At 66.2% G+C, this 18648-nt stretch carries 17 protein-coding genes; 13 read left to right on the forward strand and 4 right to left on the reverse strand.

Annotated features, from left to right (window positions below; all coding sequences use genetic code 11):
• Positions 1-128 precede the first annotated feature (128 nt).
• Positions 129-1805: an ATP-binding protein gene (locus O9320_06760; protein ID MCZ8310534.1), complete on the forward strand. Its 1677-nt coding sequence runs from the start codon at positions 129-131 to the stop codon at positions 1803-1805.
• The gene (locus O9320_06765; protein ID MCZ8310535.1) at positions 1802-2599 is read left to right on the forward strand and encodes an aspartate dehydrogenase; all 798 of its coding nucleotides are present in this window, start codon (positions 1802-1804) and stop codon (positions 2597-2599) included. Before O9320_06760 ends, O9320_06765 begins: the two co-directional genes overlap by 4 nt.
• Positions 2600-2611: 12 nt before the next feature.
• On the opposite strand, the gene O9320_06770 is transcribed toward O9320_06765, so the two are convergent.
• Genes O9320_06770 through O9320_06780 form a run of 3 tightly spaced genes read right to left on the reverse strand, consistent with a single transcriptional unit; the run spans position 2612 to position 7407 of the window.
• Positions 2612-5491, reverse strand: a complete 2880-nt coding sequence (locus tag O9320_06770) for an FAD-dependent oxidoreductase (GenBank protein ID MCZ8310536.1) — start codon at positions 5489-5491, stop codon at positions 2612-2614.
• Positions 5488-6369 carry an aminotransferase class IV gene (locus tag O9320_06775; protein ID MCZ8310537.1) on the reverse strand — a complete coding sequence of 294 codons (882 nt, stop codon included), beginning with the start codon at positions 6367-6369 and terminating at the stop codon, positions 5488-5490. The genes O9320_06770 and O9320_06775 overlap by 4 nt, the downstream gene beginning before the upstream one ends.
• A gap of 18 nt (positions 6370-6387) precedes the next feature.
• Positions 6388-7407 carry a hypothetical protein gene (locus O9320_06780; protein ID MCZ8310538.1) on the reverse strand — a complete coding sequence of 340 codons (1020 nt, stop codon included), beginning with the start codon at positions 7405-7407 and terminating at the stop codon, positions 6388-6390.
• Between the two features lie 85 nt (positions 7408-7492).
• Here O9320_06780 and O9320_06785 point away from each other — a divergent pair, with 85 nt between their 5' ends.
• From O9320_06785 to O9320_06795, 3 genes are all read left to right on the forward strand, one after another.
• A complete protein-coding gene (locus O9320_06785; protein ID MCZ8310539.1) occupies positions 7493-8386 on the forward strand; it encodes a dihydrodipicolinate synthase family protein in 894 nt (297 codons plus the stop codon).
• A 77-nt stretch (positions 8387-8463) separates the two neighbouring features.
• Positions 8464-9333 carry an ABC transporter substrate-binding protein gene (locus O9320_06790; GenBank protein MCZ8310540.1) on the forward strand — a complete coding sequence of 290 codons (870 nt, stop codon included), beginning with the start codon at positions 8464-8466 and terminating at the stop codon, positions 9331-9333.
• A gap of 82 nt (positions 9334-9415) precedes the next feature.
• On the forward strand, positions 9416-10123 hold the full coding sequence (locus O9320_06795) for an amino acid ABC transporter permease (protein MCZ8310541.1): 708 nt from the start codon (positions 9416-9418) through the stop codon (positions 10121-10123).
• Positions 10124-10129: 6 nt separating this feature from the next.
• Here the strand turns inward: O9320_06795 and O9320_06800 are convergent, their stop codons facing one another.
• Positions 10130-10957: an ion transporter gene (locus tag O9320_06800; protein ID MCZ8310542.1), complete on the reverse strand. Its 828-nt coding sequence runs from the start codon at positions 10955-10957 to the stop codon at positions 10130-10132.
• Between the two features lie 161 nt (positions 10958-11118).
• Between O9320_06800 and O9320_06805 the strand changes: the two genes are divergently transcribed.
• The 8 genes from O9320_06805 to O9320_06840 are packed head-to-tail and all read left to right on the forward strand — an operon-like array spanning position 11119 to position 18643.
• Positions 11119-11421, forward strand: a complete 303-nt coding sequence (locus O9320_06805; protein MCZ8310543.1) for an STAS domain-containing protein — start codon at positions 11119-11121, stop codon at positions 11419-11421.
• Positions 11418-13517: a chemotaxis protein CheA gene (locus O9320_06810; protein ID MCZ8310544.1), complete on the forward strand. Its 2100-nt coding sequence runs from the start codon at positions 11418-11420 to the stop codon at positions 13515-13517. The genes O9320_06805 and O9320_06810 overlap by 4 nt, the downstream gene beginning before the upstream one ends.
• A gap of 11 nt (positions 13518-13528) precedes the next feature.
• Positions 13529-14050, forward strand: coding sequence for a chemotaxis protein CheW (locus tag O9320_06815; GenBank protein ID MCZ8310545.1), 522 nt, complete (start codon positions 13529-13531; stop codon positions 14048-14050).
• Positions 14047-14889 carry a protein-glutamate O-methyltransferase CheR gene (locus tag O9320_06820; GenBank protein ID MCZ8310546.1) on the forward strand — a complete coding sequence of 281 codons (843 nt, stop codon included), beginning with the start codon at positions 14047-14049 and terminating at the stop codon, positions 14887-14889. Before O9320_06815 ends, O9320_06820 begins: the two co-directional genes overlap by 4 nt.
• Positions 14876-15976, forward strand: a complete 1101-nt coding sequence (locus O9320_06825; GenBank protein MCZ8310547.1) for a chemotaxis response regulator protein-glutamate methylesterase — start codon at positions 14876-14878, stop codon at positions 15974-15976. The genes O9320_06820 and O9320_06825 overlap by 14 nt, the downstream gene beginning before the upstream one ends.
• A gap of 4 nt (positions 15977-15980) precedes the next feature.
• Complete coding sequence (locus O9320_06830) at positions 15981-16373, forward strand: response regulator (protein MCZ8310548.1); 393 nt, start codon at positions 15981-15983, stop codon at positions 16371-16373.
• Positions 16374-16395: 22 nt separating this feature from the next.
• Entirely contained in the window at positions 16396-18495 is a 2100-nt protein-coding gene (locus tag O9320_06835; GenBank protein ID MCZ8310549.1) for a methyl-accepting chemotaxis protein, read from the forward strand.
• A gap of 25 nt (positions 18496-18520) precedes the next feature.
• Entirely contained in the window at positions 18521-18643 is a 123-nt protein-coding gene (locus O9320_06840; GenBank protein MCZ8310550.1) for a hypothetical protein, read from the forward strand.
• The last annotated feature ends 5 nt before the right edge of the window (positions 18644-18648 follow it).

Consider the following 18648-nt stretch of genomic DNA (forward strand, 5'->3'; position numbering starts at 1 on the left):
GAAAGCGCTGGTCAGCACCTGGCTTTACGCGGCATTAATGATTTCGGTTCAGATTTGTCTGAACTATATGACCAAACAACGCCCGCGGTCCTGCAGGCGCTTTGGCTGTTGGATGCGAGCAATACAGAATGCGTTCCGCCGCTTGGCCTTTTGCGATCGTCGCCGTTTTTGCACTTGCAATGCTGTTTGCCGCGAATTGGATCCGCAACCAGGAGGCTGCTTTTCGCATCGCCGAGGTTGAGCGAACCTTGCGCGCGGCGGCAAGCCATGCCGAACAAACGCTCGCACTGGCCGACACGATCCTGCAAAACGCGCTCACGGCGCTGCACGGCCGCAATCCCGACATGCTCGACGCGGCCGAACTAGCGGAGATCGAACGCGGGGCGGTGGGCAGCCTCACCCAGGTCATGCAGCTCGATCTGTACGGCCCCGGCGGCACCAGCAAGCGGCTCGGTGCGGCCGCGAATGTCGCGGACCGCGACTACTTCGCCGCACAGACCGACGCGGGGCGCGCCCTGCCCGCACGCGCCAAGCTCGCCGACGCGCGCAGCGACCTCGCGATCGGCGCGCCGATCCTCGGCGGCCCAAACAACAGCTGGGTCATCAACGTCTCGCGCCCGATTATGGCGGCCGACGGCCGCATGGCGGGCGTTGCCGCCGTGGCCGTGCCGCTCGAGATTTTCAACAATCTCTATACGGCGCTGCTGGCCGACCCCAGCGACTTTCTCGCGCTGTGGCGCACCGACGGCACGATTCTCGTGCGGGCACCGGACGACGCGGCATCGCGCGGCCGCATGATCCCCGACGCGCCGATCTGGGCGCACGACCCGTACGCACGGTCGGGCAGCTTCGCCGCGGCACCCCACGCCGACAGCCGCGCGCGCACGATCGTTTTCCAAGGCTTGGCGCCGATGCCGCTGGTGCTCGCCTACGCGATCGAAGAGCGCGGCCTCACATGGGCGGCCCTCATACGCTATTGGCCGCTGATCGCAGTCGCGGCAGCGGCCCTTGTTGCTGCGTTCGCGTTCGCGTGGCGCTCGCTCGACGCCACGCTCGCCTTGCGCAAGTCGAACGCCGATCTGCGCACGGCCGAAGCGCAGGCGCGCAGTGCCGCCGACGCGCGCGGCGCTTTCATCGCCAACATGAACCACGAGCTGCGCACGCCGCTAAACGCCGTGATCGGTTTCTCGCAGATGATTTCGGGCCAAGTGCTGGGCCCCATCGGCAACGCGCGCTACGGCGAATATGCGCGCGACATCGAAATGTCGGGGGCGCATCTTCTCGCCCTCATCGACGACATCATCGATTTCTCGGCGATCGATTCGGGCCATCGGCCGCTCGAAGTGGGGGCGATCGACGTTGCGGCCTGCATCGGCGACGCGCTCAAGATCATCCGCCCGCTCGCGCAAGCGCGCCGGATCGACTTTGCGGTCGATCTCGAAACGGGTAACATCGCGGGCGATGCGCGCGCGGTGCGCCAGATTCTGGTCAATGTCATGTCGAACGCGATCAAGTTTTCCCCGCCCGGCTCGCATGTGCGCATCGCCGGCCATACGGCGCTCGCAAAACGGTTCTACGAAATCACCGTCGTCGACGAGGGGCGCGGTTTTGCGAACGACGAATTGGCGCGCGTGGGCCAGGTCTTTTTCCGCACACAGCAGACGCGTACCCAGGCGATCGCCGGCTCGGGCCTCGGCCTTTCGATCGCGCGGCGCTTGGCCGAATTGATGGGCGGTGCAGTCGAAATCGCCAACGCCGCCGACCACGGGGCAGAAATCCGGCTGCGCATGCCGACCGCAGCATGAGCGGTGGGGCCGTCACGGTCGGCATCTTGGGGCTCGGCCGCATCGGCACGCGGCTTGTGCGCTTGCTCGCAGGCGCGGGCGACGGCTTGCGCGTTGCCGCAATCCTGGCGCGACGCGACGCAGGCGAGGTGCCGCGCGATCTTGTGTGCGCCGATTGGGATACGTTTCTGGCGCGCAAGCCCGACATCGTCGTCGAGTGCGCTTCGCGCGAAACGCTGGCCGATCTCGGGCCAAAACTGCTTGCAGCCGGCATCGATCTCGTGCCGCTGTCGCTCACGGCTTTTTGCGATCCGGCGGTCGAAGCTTCATTGACGCAAGCCGCCGCACACGGCCCCGGGCGGCTCGAGATTCCGCCGGGGGCCATCGGCACGCTCGATCTGCTGGCGGCCGCGCGCGAAGCGGGCCTTACAAGTGTGGTCTATCGGCAATCGAAATCGGTGGCGGCATGGCGGGTGTCGCCGGCCGCAACGCTCGTCGATCTCGACGCCATCGCCGCGCGCAGCGTGTTCCTGGCCGGCAGCGTGCGCGAAATCGCCGCGAAGTTCCCGAACAATCTCAACGTCTCGGTTGGCGTGGCACTCGCCGGGCTCGGGCTCGACCGCACGCGCGTCGAACTCGTCGCCGATCCAGCCGCGACGGCCACGACGCATACGCTCGAAATCGTGGCCGATCCCGGTACGGCAAGTTTGCAGATCGGCGGGCGCGCGGTCCCGCCCGGCGGCGATCCAGCCGACTACACGACCTACAGCCTCATGCGCGTGCTGCGCCGCCGCGTGGCGCGCGTTGCTTTTTAATCGAAGCGCGGGCTAGCCGAAGCGTTCGATCGAAAACGGCGCCACGTCGAAATCCGGTTTGCGCCCTGCCGCCAGATCTGCCGCAAGCTTGCCCACGATCGGCCCCAGCGTGTAGCCGTTCGAGGTGACCGCGTTGAAGAAGCCCGGCACGCCCGGCACTTCGCCGACCAACGGGGCACCGTCGAGATTGACGTTCATCGCCGCCCAGCCACGCAGCACATTGTAGCCGTCGAGGGCTGGCACCACGCGGCGCGCAACCCACAAATTGCCTTCCATCGACGCACGCAGCACGCGCGGCAAGCCGGTGGCGGGATCGGACGCTGCCGTCCAGCCGCCGCCGACGATGAAGCCGCCGGTGTCGGCCTGTTTCAGCGTGAGATGGCGATCGGCGTGTGCAACGAGTTGCGAGACGATCTTCGGCCCCGGATTGGTTACCACGATCTGCAAAGGGGCACCCTTCACGGGCACGTTCACGCCGAGCATGCGCCCGATCGCGGCACTCCACGGGCCGGCCGCATTGACGATGCGCTTGCAGCGGATCGTGCCGTTCGAGGCCGTGACGCGGAAGCCGCTGCCGTCGCGCGCGATCGCGCGGATTTCCGTGCCCGTCTCGAACCGTGCCCCGCGCTGCTGGGCAAGTTGCACGACCGCGTAGGTCGCGGTCGCGGGATTGATCTTGCCCTCGGACGGGCAATAGGCCGCACCGATCAATTTATCGGATAAGGCGGGTGCGAGGTTGCGCAGCTCGTTGGCGCCAATCACCGAACAATCGACGCCATAGGATTTTTCGAGCGCGGTTTTGGCCGCCAAGAATTCCATGTCGCGTTTTGTTTCGGCGACCATGAGACCGCCCGTCGTGCGGATCTCGAGATCGAGACCCGAATCGCGTTCGATTTGGCGCCAAAGTTCGATGGCGGCCGGGCCCAGCACGAGCGTCTGCGCGGCAGGCCCGCCGCCCGCTTGCGCTTTGCTGCCGAAATCGAACGACAGCAGCTGCACATGCAGGCTGCCGGCATTGGCCCCCGAAGCCTGCAGATTGGGCGCGTCGCGCTCGGCCACCAAGGTTTCGACCCCGTGCTCGGCAAGGGCAAGCGCGCACGAAGCACCCAGAATGCCGCCGCCGACCACAAGCACGTCGGTCGTGCGGTCGAAGCTGGGGCCCGCATGCGCAAGGCGCGTGCGCGCAGCGATCGGCAACGGCGCTTCGACCTCTTTGTGCCCGCCCCATTCGCCTTGCTCGAAGGCAAGGGAAGCGACGGGGACAGGTTTGGCCGGAACGCGGGGTGCGAAAAAATCGTACATGCCGGGGGCAACGCCTGTTTTCGCCTGCACGAGGCGCGCAAGCGTGGCCGCGCAATTGCGGCCCTGGCAGCGGCCCATGCCCGCACGCGTCATGCGCTTGATCGCGCCCAGCGACGAAGCCCCTTCGTCCAAACACGCGCGCACGCGGCCTGCGGTTACTTCCTCGCAGCGGCACACGATCGTTGTGTCGGCAAGTGCCTGCGCATCGAAAGCGGGCTGCGGGTAGAGGCGCCAAAGCGCATCTTGGAAAGTGCGCGCGGCGGCAAGGGCGCGCAGCGTTTCGGCCGCTGGCGTGCGGCCCACGATGGCGGCCCCCGCCAATTGGCCGCGCGCCGTGGCAATGCGTGCACCGCCAATATCGGCGCCGTCGCCCACGACGTAAACGCCCGGCACGTTGCAGCTGCCGTCGGCGGCTGCGTCGGCGGCAAGATAGCCGACATGTCGATCGACGAAACGATGGGCCACGCCCAATTGGCGCGCCAATTCGCTCGACGGGACGAAGCCGTAGCCGAGCGCCAGTGCATCGCCTTCGAGCCTTGTGCCGTCGTCGAGATGTGCTGCCGCAAATGTGCCGTCCGGCCCTGCTTCGGCAGCGACGATGCGCCGTTCCCACAGGATCGGCACGTTGGCGGCCGCGAGCGTGCGCAGCATCGCGATCCCGTCGAAAGCAAGATCGGGGGCGGCCAGCGCCAAGCGCATCGCATCACGCAATGCCGAAAAGCCAGGGCGCGGGGCTGTCTCGACGACAGCAACGATCTTGGCGCCGCCGCGCACAAGCTCGACCGCTGTTTGCAGATTGAGCGGCCCGTTGCCGGCCACGATGGTGGCCGCCCCCGCCGCCACGCGATAGCTGCGCGCCAAAGTCTGTGCGGCCCCCGTCGTCATCACGCCGGGCAAGGTCCAGCCTGGCATCGGCACCGGGCGCTCGTAAGCGCCGGCCGCAAGCACCAGATGCTTGGCCGCAAACAGCACCGCGCGGCCATCCACGAGCGCGCCGATTTCGTCCAGCGCAAAAGCGCTCCACACATGCGCGTCGCTGAAGATCTCCACGCCTGCGTCGCGCGCAGCCGCGACCAACGCAGAGCCGCTACGGAATTGTTTGTCGGGCGAAGCGGCTTCGTAGGCGGGGGCGAGCGGTTTGAAATATTGGCCGCCAGGCTGCGGCCGTTCATCGAGGATGACGACCTTCAAGCCCGCTCGTGCGGCGACAAGGGCGGCATTGAGCCCGGCCGCACCCGCACCGACCACGAGCACGTCCACGGCGCGGCGCTCCGGCTGTGCCGCAGGCGGCGGTGCTAGCGCAGACGGATCGGCCGAGGCGGCCGAGCGCACATCCATGCCGTCTTCGGCTTTGACGAGACAGGCGCGCTGTTCGGGTTTGCCGTCGACCGCGACGACGCATTCGAAGCACGCCCCCATGCCGCACCACACGCCGCGTGGCGCACCCGAACGCGCATGGCGCAGCGTTCGCAAGCCGGCGGCCGTGAGGGCAGCGGCCAGCGTTTCGCCCGCCACGGCCGGCACGGTTTGGCCGTCGAAGCGAAACGCAATGGGCGCGCCGATGCGGGCGGCGGAAAGACGCTGCGTCAAAGCTTCGTCCCGTGCCAGCCGGCCTCGCGCTTGCGCCAATAGATTTCGTTGAGGGCGCGCGTCACCGGTCCCGGCGCACCGCCGCGAATGGCGCGGCCCGCAACCTCGCGCACGCCCAAAGCGGCCCCCGAGGTCGAGCAAGTGAATACCTCATCGGCCACAAACAGATCGAACGCCGTCACCGCCGATTCGGCGACCGGCAAGCCAAGCTCGGCGGCAAGCTCGAAGAAGGTGCGTCGCGTGATGCCGTGCAGCACGCCCAAAGCGGGGCTGCGTAGCACGCCGTCTTTGACGAGAAAGATGTTCGAGCGCGGCGCTTCCTCGACAAAACCCTGCGCCGACAGCCACACGACGTCGTCGTAGCCGGAATCGAGCGCTTCGATTTTGGCGAGCTGGTACTGCAGGCGTGCGGTGTGCTTGTAGCGTGGATCAAGCGTGTCGGGCGCCATGCCGCGCTGATGGCCGATCTGCAGGCGAATCCCGGTTTCGCGCTGCTGTGCCGTGCCGAGATGCGCATAAGGTGTGGCAAAAGCGCGCACCGAGGGTTTGGCCGCGCGCGGATCGGAATTGCCGGGAGCGAGCATGCCGCGCGTGACGATGATTTTGATCGCGGCATCGGCAAGCCCGTTGCGGCGCGCGGTTTCGCACACGATATGCGACCAGCCAGCCGCATCGATGCCGGTATCGATGCGCGCGGCGTGCAGCGTGTCGACGAGGCGAGCGACATGCAGATCGAGGCGGAACACGAGGCCCTTCCACGCCGAGACGACCTCGTACACGCCGTCGCCGAACTGCACGCCCAGATCGAACGCCGACAGCCGCGCCTGGCTTTCGGGCACGTAAGAACCGTCGCAATAGAGAATGGGTTCGCTCGCCATAAATTCTTCCCCTCGCCTTCAAACGCCGCAAACGAAGCGGCGCGGATTGTCGCACATCAGCATCGCGATCTCGGCCGCCGAGAAGCCGCGGTCGCGCATCAGGCCCGGCACGTTGGCGGGCAGATGCGCGTAGCCGTGCCCGCCATAGGCCGCCAAGCGCGAACGCGTGCAAATGTCGTGCGAGAGCAGCAGCCGGTCGCCCCAGCCGTCGCTGATCGCCTGACGGATATAGCGCAGCCGCATCCAATCGGTCGGCAAATCGGCGATGCCCATCCAGTAATTCGACGTCTCGATGCCGAAGAAGTCGAATTCGAGCCAGCAGCCGCGCTTGGCAAGCTCGGCCATCGCCGGATAGTCGAAATAGGTGCGGTCGATGTGGCTGATCGCAACGCAAGCCGGATCGGCGCCGTTGGCCTCGAGAATGTCCAGAATCTGATGCGGCGCTTGGCTATGGCGGCCGGGATGCACATTGATCGACACACCCGTGCGCCGATGCGCGATGGCACTTGCCGCAAGCGACCGGCGCTCGAAATCCACCAACGGCCAGCTGCAGCCCACCTCGCCGATGAGGCCCGCTTTGACGTCGCTGCCCGCACAGCCCACGCGGATCTGGCTCTCGATGAAATCGGCGAGAAACCCGACATCGTGGGCGCGGAATTCAGGGGCGACGAACGGGGCCGTGTAGAACCCCGCACCCGCGACGATGGCGACACCCGTGGCAGCCGAAAGATCGCGCAAACCGACGGGGTCGGGCGCGATGCCGATCGTCGACAGCTCGAAAATGGTGCCGCCGCCGGCCTTGGCGAAGGCCGCAAGCTCGATCGCGGCAATATCGCGCTGCGTGAGGCGATGGTTGCCCTTGTGGTCGTTCGGGCGATAGGCGACCGCATGGGCATTGGCGAGCGTGATCGGCGTGTCGGCGATCGCGGGATCGCGCAGGTCGAGCGGTGTGAGATCGCACAGCACGTGCTCGTGCGGCAGGACGAGGCCCAACGCATCGGCCGATTTGGGCCCCAGTACCGTGGTTACATTCGCCATCCCGCCCCGCCCCGAAACGCACCCTTGCACAAAACCGCCGCCCGCGCGCAATATCGCCCGCAACATCATACAATCGGATACAAGCATGGCGAAACAGTTCCGCGGCACCTACACCGTTCTCATCACGCCTTTCGACGAAAGCGGCGAAAAGGTCGATCTCAAGGCGATGGCCGATCTCGTCGATTGGCAGATCGCCGAAGGCATCCACGGGCTCATTCCGCTGGGCTCGACCGGCGAATTTCTATCGCTCAGCGACGACGAGGCGGCTGCCGTCGCCGAAACAACGATCAAGGCCGCGCGCGGCCGCGTGCCCGTGCTGATCGGCACGGGTGCCGAAGATACGCGCGAGGCCGTGCGACTTGCCAAACGCGCCGAAAAGCTGGGCGCCGATGGCGTGATGGTGATCCCGCCTTTCTATTCGACGCCGACCGAAGACGAGCTGTTCGCGCACTACAAAAGCATCGGTGCGGCGATCGGCCTGCCGATCATGATCTACAACAACCCCGCCACCGCGAACGTGGATATGCGCCCCGAAACGGTGAAGCGCCTCAGCGCCATCGACAATGTGCGCTATATCAAGGAATCCACGCTCGAGGTCACGCGCGTGCGCGACATTATCGACCTGTGCGGTGACCGCATGACGGTGTTTGCGGGCATCCTCGGCTACGAATCCTTCTGGTTGGGTGCCGAAGGCTGGGTCGCCGTGTGCTCGAACCTGCTCCCCCGCGATTCGGCCCGGCTGTTCGAGCTTGTCGCCGACAAACGCGACCAGCCGGCGGCCTTGGCGCTCTACAAGCGCATCCTGCCGATCGTGCGTTGGGTCGGCGGCCAGCGTTATGTGGGTGCAACCAAAGCCGCTTTCGGCATGATGGGCCGCCCGGTAGGCCCGCCGCGCCCGCCGCGCCTGCCGCTGCCGGCCGTCGATGCGGCCTTGCTGCGCAAAGACCTCGCCGCCTTGGGGCTCGTTGCCCCCGGTTGAGGCGCTCCGGCGCTGGATTTGGCGCCCGATTTGCATACAATTAGCCACGCGATTCCAGACCCCAGGGGAGACACGACATGACCGACAAATCCAAAGCCCAAGCCATCCGGCTCGACCGGCGCACGCTTATCGCGACCGGCCTTGCCGCCGGTGCAGCGGCTGCCGCCCTGCCCAAGCGCGTACGCGCCCAAGCGCGCATCGCCCCGCCCAACATCATCAAGGCCGGCACGCTGGTCATGTCGATCAACCCGACCCTGCCGCCGCTGCAATTCGTCGACGATCGCGGCCAGCTGCAGGGCATGCGCGTCGAACTCGGCAACGAAGTGGCCAAGCGCCTCGGCCTCACGCCCGAATATATCCGCATCGAATTCTCGGCGATGGTGCCGGGCCTCGCGGCCAAGCGCTGGGACATGATCAACACCGGCATCTTCTGGACCGAAGAACGCTCGCGGCTTATGTACATGGTACCCTACGAACAGGCGGCGGTGAGCTTCCTTGCCGCTCGCGGCAACCCGCTCGGCATTTCGAAGATCCAGGACCTCGCTGGCCGGCGCGTGTCGGTCGAACTCGGCGGCATTGAAGAGCGCCGCACGCGCGAAGTCAGCGAAATTCTGGTCAAGGAAGGCCTTCGCCCGGTCGAAGTGCGCACCTTCAACAATTTCGCCGAAGCCTTCCAAGCGCTGCGCGCCGGCCAAGCCGACGCCGCCACGAGCATCGACGCGACGGCGATGTTCATGCAGCAGCGCGGCGACTTCACGCGCGCGATCAGCGGCGTGTTCCCGCAGACCGCGACCTTCGCCTTTGCCAACAAGGCGCTGGCCGAAGCCGTGGTGGGTGCGCTCAACGACACCAAGCGCGACGGCTTCTACGACCAGCTGTTCGACAAATACGGCGTGCTCAAAATTTCCGAGCCGACCTTCGCGATCAACGGCCCCGGCCCGGCCTAAAAGCCATCGGCGGCGGGCGGATGCGGCAAAGGCCGCATCCGCCCGCTCCGCTCCAAGAGGGCACGTCCCAGGAAGATATGCGATGAAGGTTTGGAACTGGGACGGGTTTTGGAGCTACTTCCTCAACCCCTATCTGCTCGAAGGCGCGCTGTGGACGGTCGCTTTGACCGCCAACACGCTGCTTTTCGGATTTCTGCTGGGCTTGGCGTTGGCCGCCATGCGCATGTCCAATTCGAAATACCTCGACCGTGCCGCACAGACCTATATTTGGGTGTTTCGCGGCACGCCGCTTCTGGTGCAACTCATCATTATCTATACGGGCCTGCCGCAATTGGGCCTCGTGCGCTTGAGCGTGCTGCAATCGGCTTTGATCGGCTTGGCGCTGAACGAAGCAGCGTATCTCTCCGAAATTCTGCGCGGCGGTATTCTGTCGGTCGCCAAGGGCCAGACGGAAGCCGCCCGCTCGCTCGGGCTTCGCCCGCACCAGATTTTCCGCCTCGTCGTGTTTCCGCAAGCCTTGCGCGTGATCATCCCGCCGCTCGGCAATTCGGTGAACGGCCTTCTGAAAGCGACCTCAATCGCCTCGGTCATTTCGATGGAAGAGCTCTTGCGCCGCGGCCAGATCCTGATGCAGCAGCGCTTCGAAGTGCTCGAAATCTTCATGGTCGTGGCGATCATCTATCTCGCGATGACCACGTGCTGGGACTACGTGCAGCGCCGCATCGAAGCGCATTACGGCAAAGCCTACGGTGCGATGGAACACAAACAACTCGCCCGCGACGACCGGTAGCCGGACTTAGTCCTTCGCCGCCAGCTTTTCGCGCAGGGCGCGCACTTCGCCCGCCAGCGCTTCGATCTGGGCGGCGAGCGCTGCCTGCGGGTCGGGCTGATCGGCGGCGTTTTCGGCGTGCAGGCGCGTCATCGAATCGACGATGAGGGCAATGAACAGGTTCAGCACCACGAACGTCGACACCAGAATGAACGGCAGGAAATACAGCATCGCCGCCGGATGGTCTTCCAGTGCGGGTTTGACGATCTCCCCCGACCAGCCGTCGAGCGTCATCAGCTGGAACAGCGTGAGGAACGTCGCCCCCAGCGTGCCGAACTGCTCGGGCTGGGTATCGCCGAACAATTTGGTGCCCATCACCGCGAACACGTAGAACACGAGCATCAGCAGGGCCATGATCGCCGACATGCCCGGCAGCGAACGCAGCAGCGCTTCGACGATCGAGCGCATCGACGGCACGATCGAGATGAGCCGCAGCACGCGCAACACGCGCAAGGCACGCAAGACCGACAGCGGCCCCGACGCTGGAACGAGAGCGATCGCAACGACGATCAAGTCGAACCAGTTCCAACCGCCGCGGAAAAAGCGCAGCCCGTGCGCAAAGATGCGCAAAGCGATTTCGACCGTGAAGACCGCGAGGATCGCGGTGTCGAGAACCGACAGCACGCCGCCGATCGCGTCCGTGACGGTATCCGAAGTTTCGAGGCCCAGCGTGATCGCGTTGAGCACGATCAGCGCCATGACAGCGCGCTGGACGGGGGCCGACTCGACCCAGCGACGCAAACGAGCGCGAAACGTGGGTTCGGGAACGGGGGTAGAAAGCGCTGTATCGGTCATGGCGGCTCCGGGGGGGCGGAACAGGGGGGATCGCGAATCGCCGCGCAATATAGAGCCGCCCGACGCGGGGCCCAAGGGGGTGCGGTACCGCCGAATGGCCTATGCGCTCCTGCACCGCTTCGTCTATAAAAGGCGGGTCGAGAAACGCGCTAGGATTTCGCATGAATTCGCCCGCACCGATCGAACGGCTGCGTTTGCCCGCCACGTGCGATGCAGCGGCGGCCGACGCACTCAAGCCCGAGCTAGCAGCACGCCTCGATGCGCGCACGCCCCTGGTGCTTGACGCGAGCGACGTGGCCGAACCGTCCGTCGCGGTGATCCAGCTCATCGAAGCGGCAAGCGTGGCGTTCGCAGCCCACGATCTGCGCTTCGGTTTCGCCGATCCGTCCGATGCGCTGTGCGCGGCCTACGAAGATATCGGCCTCTATTCCGCCCTCATGCAGCGCCTTGTGATGGACGCATGAGCAGCGAAGAAGAAGATCTGCAGCGCATCTTTTTCCTCGAATGCGAGGAGCTGCTCGCGAGTGCGGAGCAATCGGTCGAAACGCTGAAAAATGCGGCGTCGGACGCGGCGATCAACGCGCTGTTCCGCGCCGTGCATTCGATCAAAGGCGGGGCCGGCGCTTTCGGCATGGACCGGCTCGCCAAATTCGCGCATGCGTTCGAATCCTTCATGGATCTGCTGCGCAAGGGCAAAGCCGCCCTCGATGCGGCAGCGGTCGATCTGCTGTTCGACGGCGTCGACATGCTGCGCCTGCTCGTCGACGAATCGCAGAACGGCACGCCGGCCCCGGCCGAGCGCTATGCCGCCACTTTTGCGGCATTGCGCGCAGCCGCCGGGCTCGACGACGAGCCGGCGGAGGAAGCAGGGGCCGATTTCGATCCGATGGCGGCCTTTGCCAATGCCGCACCGGCCGTCGAAGAACCGGCCGCAGCGACGGCGACCTATCGCATTCGCTTCGCTCCGGGCCCGAATTTCATCAAAGCCGGGCTCGATCCGCTACGTATCTTCGCCGCCCTTAAAGCCATGGGCGATCTCAGCGCCGAGATCGACGCAAGCGCTCTTCCCGCCTTCGCCAATCTCGATCCCGAGGTTTGCCATTATCGCTGGAACCTGACGCTCGAAACGGCAGCTCCCTTCGCCGACATCGACGAAGTGCGCGAGATGATCGACGATCTGGCGCAGTTCGAGATCGAAGCGCCTGCCGCAGCGTCGGCGCCGGAGCCAGCGCCCGCATCGGAAGCCCCGCAGCCGGACGCGAGCGCCGCACCGGCAACGGTCGCGGCAAAGCCCGCCCCCGCCCCGGCAGCTCCTGCCACAGCGCCTGCCGCCGAAGCCAAACGCGACAAGCCCGTTGCGACCGTGCGCGTGGACGTGCCCAAGCTCGAGCGGCTCGGCAACATGGTGGGCGAGCTCATCATCACGCAGGCGTTTCTCGCGCGCCAAGCCGCCTCGCTCGATCCCGAGACCTACCGGCCGCTGTTCCGCGCCCTCGACGACATGTCGCAGCACATCCGCGACTTGGCCGACGCCGCGACGGCGATCCGCGCGCAGCCGCTCAAGGTCGTTTTTTCGCGCTTCGGCGCCATCGTGCGCGACCTCGAAAAGAATACCGGCAAACGCGTGCGGCTCGTGGTCGAGGGCGAAGCGACTGAAATCGACAAGACGGTGGTCGAGCGGCTCAGCGAGCCGCTTACGCACCTCATCCGCAATTCGATCGACCACGGCATCGAATCGCCCGAGAAGCGCGAGGCGGCCGGCAAAGACCCGGTCGGCCAGCTGCGCTTGCGCGCCGAGCAGCGCGGCAGCCAGGTCGTGATCGAATTGGCCGACGACGGTGCGGGCGTCAATCGCGAACGCGTGCTCGCCAAGGCGATCGAGCGCGGGCTCGTCGCGCAAGGGGCCGCTTTGTCGGACGAAGAAATCGACGAGCTGATTTTCCTGCCCGGCTTCTCGACCGCCGACACGGTCACCTCCGTGTCGGGGCGCGGCGTGGGCATGGATGCCGTACGCGCCACGATCGGCGAGATGAGCGGGCGCGTGGCGCTGTCCTCGCGGCCCGGCAAGGGCACGGTGTTTTCGCTGTATCTGCCGCTGTCGCTGGCCGTGCTCGACGCGATGGCAATGCTCGTCGGCCGCCAGAACTATCTCGTTCCCATCGGCGATATCGTGGAAAGTCTGCGCCCGGCGGAGGCCGCGATCGTGCGCCTTGATCGCGGCCGCGCGATGCTTGCTTGGCGCGGCGCCATGCTGCGCATCTTGAGCCTTGGCGAAGAGTTCGGCGTGGCCGGCGCGATCGACGATCCCACGCGCTGCATCCTCGTGGTTGTGCGCGCGGCGCAGGGCGAGATGCTGGCCTTGCAGGTCGACGATCTGATCGGCCAGGAGCCGGTCGTGGTCAAAAGCCTCGAAAAGAATTTCCGCAAAGTGGCTGGCATTTCGGGGGCGACGATCCTGGGCGACGGCAGGCCTGCCCTGATCCTCGATCCACCGTCGCTCGGCAGTGCGAGTGCCCGCCGCCGCCGTCTCGAATCCGCCAACGAACCGACAGAAGCCTGAGGGAGCCGCCGATGGAGCAACCACGCAAAACCGCCGTCGTGAGCGAAGCGCCCGAAACCCAGTTCGTGTCCTTCGAGGTGGGTCCCGACACGTTTCTGATCCCGATCGAAAAGGTCGTCGAGTTCCGCACCTGGTCGGAACCCACGTCCGTGCCGCACACGCCTGAGTTCGTGCGCGGCATCGTCAATATCCGCGGCGAAATCGTGCCGATCTACGACGTGGCCGCACGGCTCGGGCGCGGGCTTACGAAGGCGGCGGCGCGCCATGTCGTAGTCATCGTGCGCTCGGACGACGGGCGCTCGGTCGGCCTGCTCGTCGATTCGGTGACCGACATCGTCAATGCGCGTACCGCCGACATGGCGCCGATCCCGCGCATCGAGGGCGGCGACGCCACGCCGTTCATGCGCGGCGTCGTGTTCGTCGAAGCGCGCATTCTGGGCGTGACCGACGTCGACCGACTGGTGCAGGAAACGCTGCCCGACGGCGCGCTGCAGATGGCCGACGAATCGGCGGGAGCATCCGCGCCGATATGAACGCGCTTTCCCTGCCGCCGTCCGCAACGCTCGCCGTTCCCGAATTCACGCCCGACGACATGGCGTTTTTCGCGAGCGAATTGCGCGTGCGCACCGGCATCGTGCTGGCGGCGAGCAAAGCGGCCCTGGTCGTGCGGCGCTTGGCGCCGCGCATGCGCGAATTGGGCTGCGCGCAGTTCGCCGACTATCGGCGCCTGCTCGCCGAGCCGACGGCCGAGGAATGGAACCGCGTGGTCGAGCTTTTGACCACCAACCATTCGCACTTCTTCCGCGAGGTCCACCATTTCAAACTTCTGTCGCGCCATGTGCGCGCCGGGCGTGCGGCGGGCCAGACGCGCTTTCGCCTTTGGTCGGCGGCATGTGCGGCCGGCCAAGAGCCCTATTCGATGGCGATGCTGCTCCTGCATTTGGGCAACGGGCAAGTGGCGGACGATACGCGCATCCTTGCGACCGACATCGACCGCAGCGTGCTCGCCGCCGCCGAGGCAGGCCTGTTCGGCCCGGAAGACGTGCGCCACCTGCCCGGCTTCGCCAAACCCTATCTGGAGGAAAAGGCCGACGGGCGCTTTGCGGTGGCGCCTTCCATGCGCGATCTCGTGCGCTTCAAGCCGCACAATCTGATCGGCGCCGACTGGCCCATGAAAGGCCCGTTCGACGCGATCTTCTGCCGCAACATGCTGATCTATCTTGCCCCCGCCGACCAAACCAAAGTCGTGGCACGTCTTGCGGGTCTTTTGTCGGTCGGGGGCATATTGTGCCTCGGCCATTCCGAAATCGCGCGCGACGCCGCGTTGCCGCTTGCACGTCTTGAGGTTCCCAGCAGCTATGTCCGACTCTGAAGCACCAAAGCCCAAGCGCGTACGCGTGATGATCGTCGACGACTCGGCCCTCGTGCGCGAGATGCTGACCGGCATCCTCTCGGCCGACCCGGAAATCGAAGTTGTCGGGACGGCCCCCGATCCGCTCGTGGCGCGCGAAAAAATCAAAGCGCTCAATCCCGACGTGATCACACTCGACGTGGAAATGCCGCACATGAGCGGCATCGAGTTTCTCGAGAAGATCATGCGCCTGCGCCCGATGCCGGTCGTGATGATCTCGACCCTGACGCAGGAGGGGGCAGACACGACCTTGCGCGCCCTCGAGCTCGGCGCGGTCGACTACGTCGCCAAGCCCACGCAGCGTTTGAGCGAATCTTTCGGCGCCCTCAAAGAAGCGATCTGCAGCAAGGTCAAAATGGCCGCAACCGCGCGCGTGCGCGGCGCCGGCACGGCGCGCCGCCCCGCCGCAGTGTCCGCCCAAGCCGCCGCCGCGGCATCTGACGGCTCGGCCACCCCAAGCCATCTCGACGCGATCGCCATCGGTGCGTCGACAGGCGGGGTCGAAGCGCTGGGCGAAGTGCTGTCGGCCGTACCGCCCGGCGCACCCGGCATCCTCGTGGTGCAGCACATGCCCGGCAATTTTACCGGACGTTTTGCAGCCCGCCTCGACGCGATCCTGCCGCTCAAAGTGGTCGAAGCGCAGGACGGGGCGGCCATTCTGCCGGGCTGCGTCTATATCGGCCCAGGCGGGCGGCATCTGGCGCTGGCGCGCGAGACGGGCGGCAAACTCGTGTGCCGCGTGACCGAGGGTCCAGCCGAAAGCGGCCATGTGCCGTCGGTCGACCATCTGTTCCGCTCGATGGCCCAACTCGGCAATCGCACGGTCGGGGTGATCTTGACCGGCATGGGCCGCGACGGAGCGGCGGGCTTGAAGCTGATGCGCGAAGCCGGCGCCCTTACGATCGCGCAAGACGCAGCAACTTCCGTCGTCTATGGTATGCCTAGAGTTGCGGTCGAACTCGACGCAGCGGCCGCCGTACTGCCGCTGTCGCGCATCGCCGGCGCCATGCTGGCCGCCGGCGCCACCGTCAATGCAGGAGGACGCTAGTACGATGCCCACCAACGCCCGCAGCCTGCGCGTACTCGTGGTCGACGACCAAGCGAGCATGCGCGGCCTCATCCGCAGCTACTTGCGCAAACTCGGCTTCGAGAGCATCGACGAAGCCGAGAGTGGCAGCCAAGCCGCCAAGCTGCTCGGCGAAAAGCCGTTCAATCTCGTGATCTCCGATTTCAACATGGACGGCGGTTCGGGCCTCGATCTGCTCAAGACCATGCGCGGGCACCCGGTTCTCAAGCGCATTCCAGTCATCATGGTGACGGGCAATGCCGACAAGCAGACCGTAACCTCGGTCGTGCAGGCGGGCGTCAACGGCTACGTGGTGAAGCCCGTGTCGCTCGAAGCGCTCAAAGCGCGCGTCGTGCATATTCTGGGCGATTTGGTCTGAAGCAAGAAACGGGACAGCGGCGATGAAGATTGCGACGAAACTGACCGGCCTCATCGTTGCGGCCGCTGCCGTCTCGACGGCCTTGTTCGGCATACTGACCTGGCAGTCCTACAGCGGGCTCGAGGGCGAGCGACGGATCATGGCGGGTCTCGCCTATTCGGCGCCGATGCGCGAGATGGGCGAGGCCGTCTACCGGCACAAGCTCAACATGCTCAAAAACAGCGGCGTGGCAAACCCCGACAACGAGGGCCTCGCGCGCGCCAAAGATGCGGTTCGCAGTTCCCTCGACCGGCTCGAAGCGCTCGACCGCAGCAGCCGTGCGGCCTTCGGCATCGCGTCGGAAGCGCCCGGCTTCCGCGCGGCCGTCGAGCGCATCCTTGCTTTGCGCCACGGCCCCTCGCAAACGGCCGCCAATATCATCGAATTCCACGAGGCAACCTTCGCGCAGTACCGCGAACTTGCCTTTTCGGCCGCCGACGCGTTCAACATCCTCGGCGATTCCGACGTCGATTTCGTACTGACCTTCACGAACCAGTTTGAGGTCTATCCCAACGTGATGATGGCGCGCGCCTATTTGATCGGGCGCTCCTACGCGTTCGACGAAACGCTCGACGGGCGGGCCGGCACTAGCCCCGAAGACCTTCAGGTGCAGCTCGACCGGCTCGTCCAACAGCAGGGCGTGATCGTCGAGAATTTGCGTCGGCTCGTGCGCAACATCGCGCGCGCCGTGCGCGCGGAGGCCGACGGGCGCAGCTGGCGCGCCCGCGCGCCTGTGGTCGCCGCCCTGCAGGAACGCGGCCAAAGGCTCGAGACGGCCTATCTCTTCGCCATGCGCAGCCCCCCCGTGGGTGCCGCCATGGTGGCCGAAGAAGAGGCCTTCCTTGCAGCCCTCAGCGAGGCATGGCGCAATCTTGGAACGCTGATCGACGCCAATCTCAATACCCGTTATGCGCAGAGCACGCGCGCCTTCTATCTGCACACGATCCTCATGGGCCTCAGCCTGATCGTGCTGTTCGGCGCCATGGGCTGGGTCGTGCGCGGCGTGTCGCGCGACATCGTGGCGACGAACGCGCTCACGATGCGCATTGCAGAGGGCGATCTCGACGTGTCCATCGCCGGCACCGCGCGGCCCGACGAGATCGGCAGCCTTGCGCGCTCGATCGAGGTTTTGCGCAAAAACTCGCAGGCCCAGCGCATGTTGCAGGCAAAGGAACGCGAGACGGCCCAGCATCTGGCGCAAACGGCCGTGCTCGTCGCCGAGTCGGTCGATGCGATCCGTGCGGCGGCAAGCGAGATCTCGCAAGGGAGCAACGATCTTGCCTCGCGCACCGAGCGGCAGGCATCCGCCTTGCAACAGACGGTCGCGACCATGGCCGAGATTTCGGCGACCGTTGCGACCAACGCGCAGAATTCCGACCAGGCGCGTGTGCTGGCCGCCGACGCGCTGGCGAAAGCCGAAGGCGGGGGCGGGGCCGTCACCAGCGTGGTCACGGCCATGTCCGGCATCGAAGCCTCGTCCGCGCGCATCGCCGCGATCATCCAGGTCATGGAAGAGATCTCGTTCCAGACCAAGCTTCTCGCCCTCAACGCCGCGGTCGAAGCCGCGCGCGCCGGCGAATCCGGCAAGGGCTTCGCCGTGGTCGCGCAGGAAGTGCGCTCGCTTGCCGACCGCTCGCGCCAAGCCTCGCAGCAGATCCGCGATCTGATCGCCGAGAGCACGCGCGAAGTGGGACAGGGCGTGCAGCTTGCAGGGGCGGCCGGCGAAGCGCTGTCCAGCATCATCTCGATCGTGCGCAAAGTGGCCGAGATCGCCCCCGAAATCGCGGCGGGCAGCCGCGAGCAGGCGCGCAGCATCGCCGAAATCAACAAGGCGCTCACCGATCTCGACGCCGCCACGCAGCAGAACGCCGCCCTTGTCGAGGAAAGCTCGGCCTCGGCCGCGTCGCTGGCCGAGCAATCGACGCAACTCGTAGACGTGGTGGCGAGCTTCCGTACCGACGGGACAGCACCCGAAAAGCCGCAGGCCGCCGCACCGACGGCGCGCGCGCCCAAACTAGCGCCCAATCAAGCGGCGACAAAGCCGACCCCCAAGCGCGATGCCGACTGGGACGAAGAGTTCTAGCCGAACAACCCGAAGCAGCGCTGCAATGTTCGCTGTCGGCGCGCGCCTAGACGGCCGACGCGCTGAAAGCCGAAACAGCGTCACGGCGAATTTCCGCACGCGCAGCGACGGCGAAAACGCGCTTGTGCGCGCGGCGACGCCCGCGTAGGCTTT

Origin of the sequence: Magnetospirillum sp., from assembly GCA_027532905.1 — a bacterium.
In the GTDB taxonomy this organism is placed as follows: Bacteria; Pseudomonadota; Alphaproteobacteria; order CACIAM-22H2; family CACIAM-22H2; genus Tagaea.

Coding starts and splice junctions, on each gene's coding strand:
- O9320_06780 (MCZ8310538.1), bottom strand. CDS start 7,407: ATGGCGAATGTAACCACGGTACTGGGGCCCAAATCGGCCGATGCGTTG.
- O9320_06840 (MCZ8310550.1), top strand. CDS start 18,521: ATGTTCGCTGTCGGCGCGCGCCTAGACGGCCGACGCGCTGAAAGCCGA.
- O9320_06765 (MCZ8310535.1), top strand. CDS start 1,802: ATGAGCGGTGGGGCCGTCACGGTCGGCATCTTGGGGCTCGGCCGCATC.
- O9320_06815 (MCZ8310545.1), top strand. CDS start 13,529: ATGGAGCAACCACGCAAAACCGCCGTCGTGAGCGAAGCGCCCGAAACC.
- O9320_06800 (MCZ8310542.1), bottom strand. CDS start 10,957: ATGACCGATACAGCGCTTTCTACCCCCGTTCCCGAACCCACGTTTCGC.
- O9320_06790 (MCZ8310540.1), top strand. CDS start 8,464: ATGACCGACAAATCCAAAGCCCAAGCCATCCGGCTCGACCGGCGCACG.
- O9320_06775 (MCZ8310537.1), bottom strand. CDS start 6,369: ATGGCGAGCGAACCCATTCTCTATTGCGACGGTTCTTACGTGCCCGAA.
- O9320_06825 (MCZ8310547.1), top strand. CDS start 14,876: ATGTCCGACTCTGAAGCACCAAAGCCCAAGCGCGTACGCGTGATGATC.
- O9320_06760 (MCZ8310534.1), top strand. CDS start 129: ATGCGTTCCGCCGCTTGGCCTTTTGCGATCGTCGCCGTTTTTGCACTT.
- O9320_06830 (MCZ8310548.1), top strand. CDS start 15,981: ATGCCCACCAACGCCCGCAGCCTGCGCGTACTCGTGGTCGACGACCAA.
- O9320_06795 (MCZ8310541.1), top strand. CDS start 9,416: ATGAAGGTTTGGAACTGGGACGGGTTTTGGAGCTACTTCCTCAACCCC.
- O9320_06805 (MCZ8310543.1), top strand. CDS start 11,119: ATGAATTCGCCCGCACCGATCGAACGGCTGCGTTTGCCCGCCACGTGC.
- O9320_06810 (MCZ8310544.1), top strand. CDS start 11,418: ATGAGCAGCGAAGAAGAAGATCTGCAGCGCATCTTTTTCCTCGAATGC.
- O9320_06785 (MCZ8310539.1), top strand. CDS start 7,493: ATGGCGAAACAGTTCCGCGGCACCTACACCGTTCTCATCACGCCTTTC.
- O9320_06835 (MCZ8310549.1), top strand. CDS start 16,396: ATGAAGATTGCGACGAAACTGACCGGCCTCATCGTTGCGGCCGCTGCC.
- O9320_06820 (MCZ8310546.1), top strand. CDS start 14,047: ATGAACGCGCTTTCCCTGCCGCCGTCCGCAACGCTCGCCGTTCCCGAA.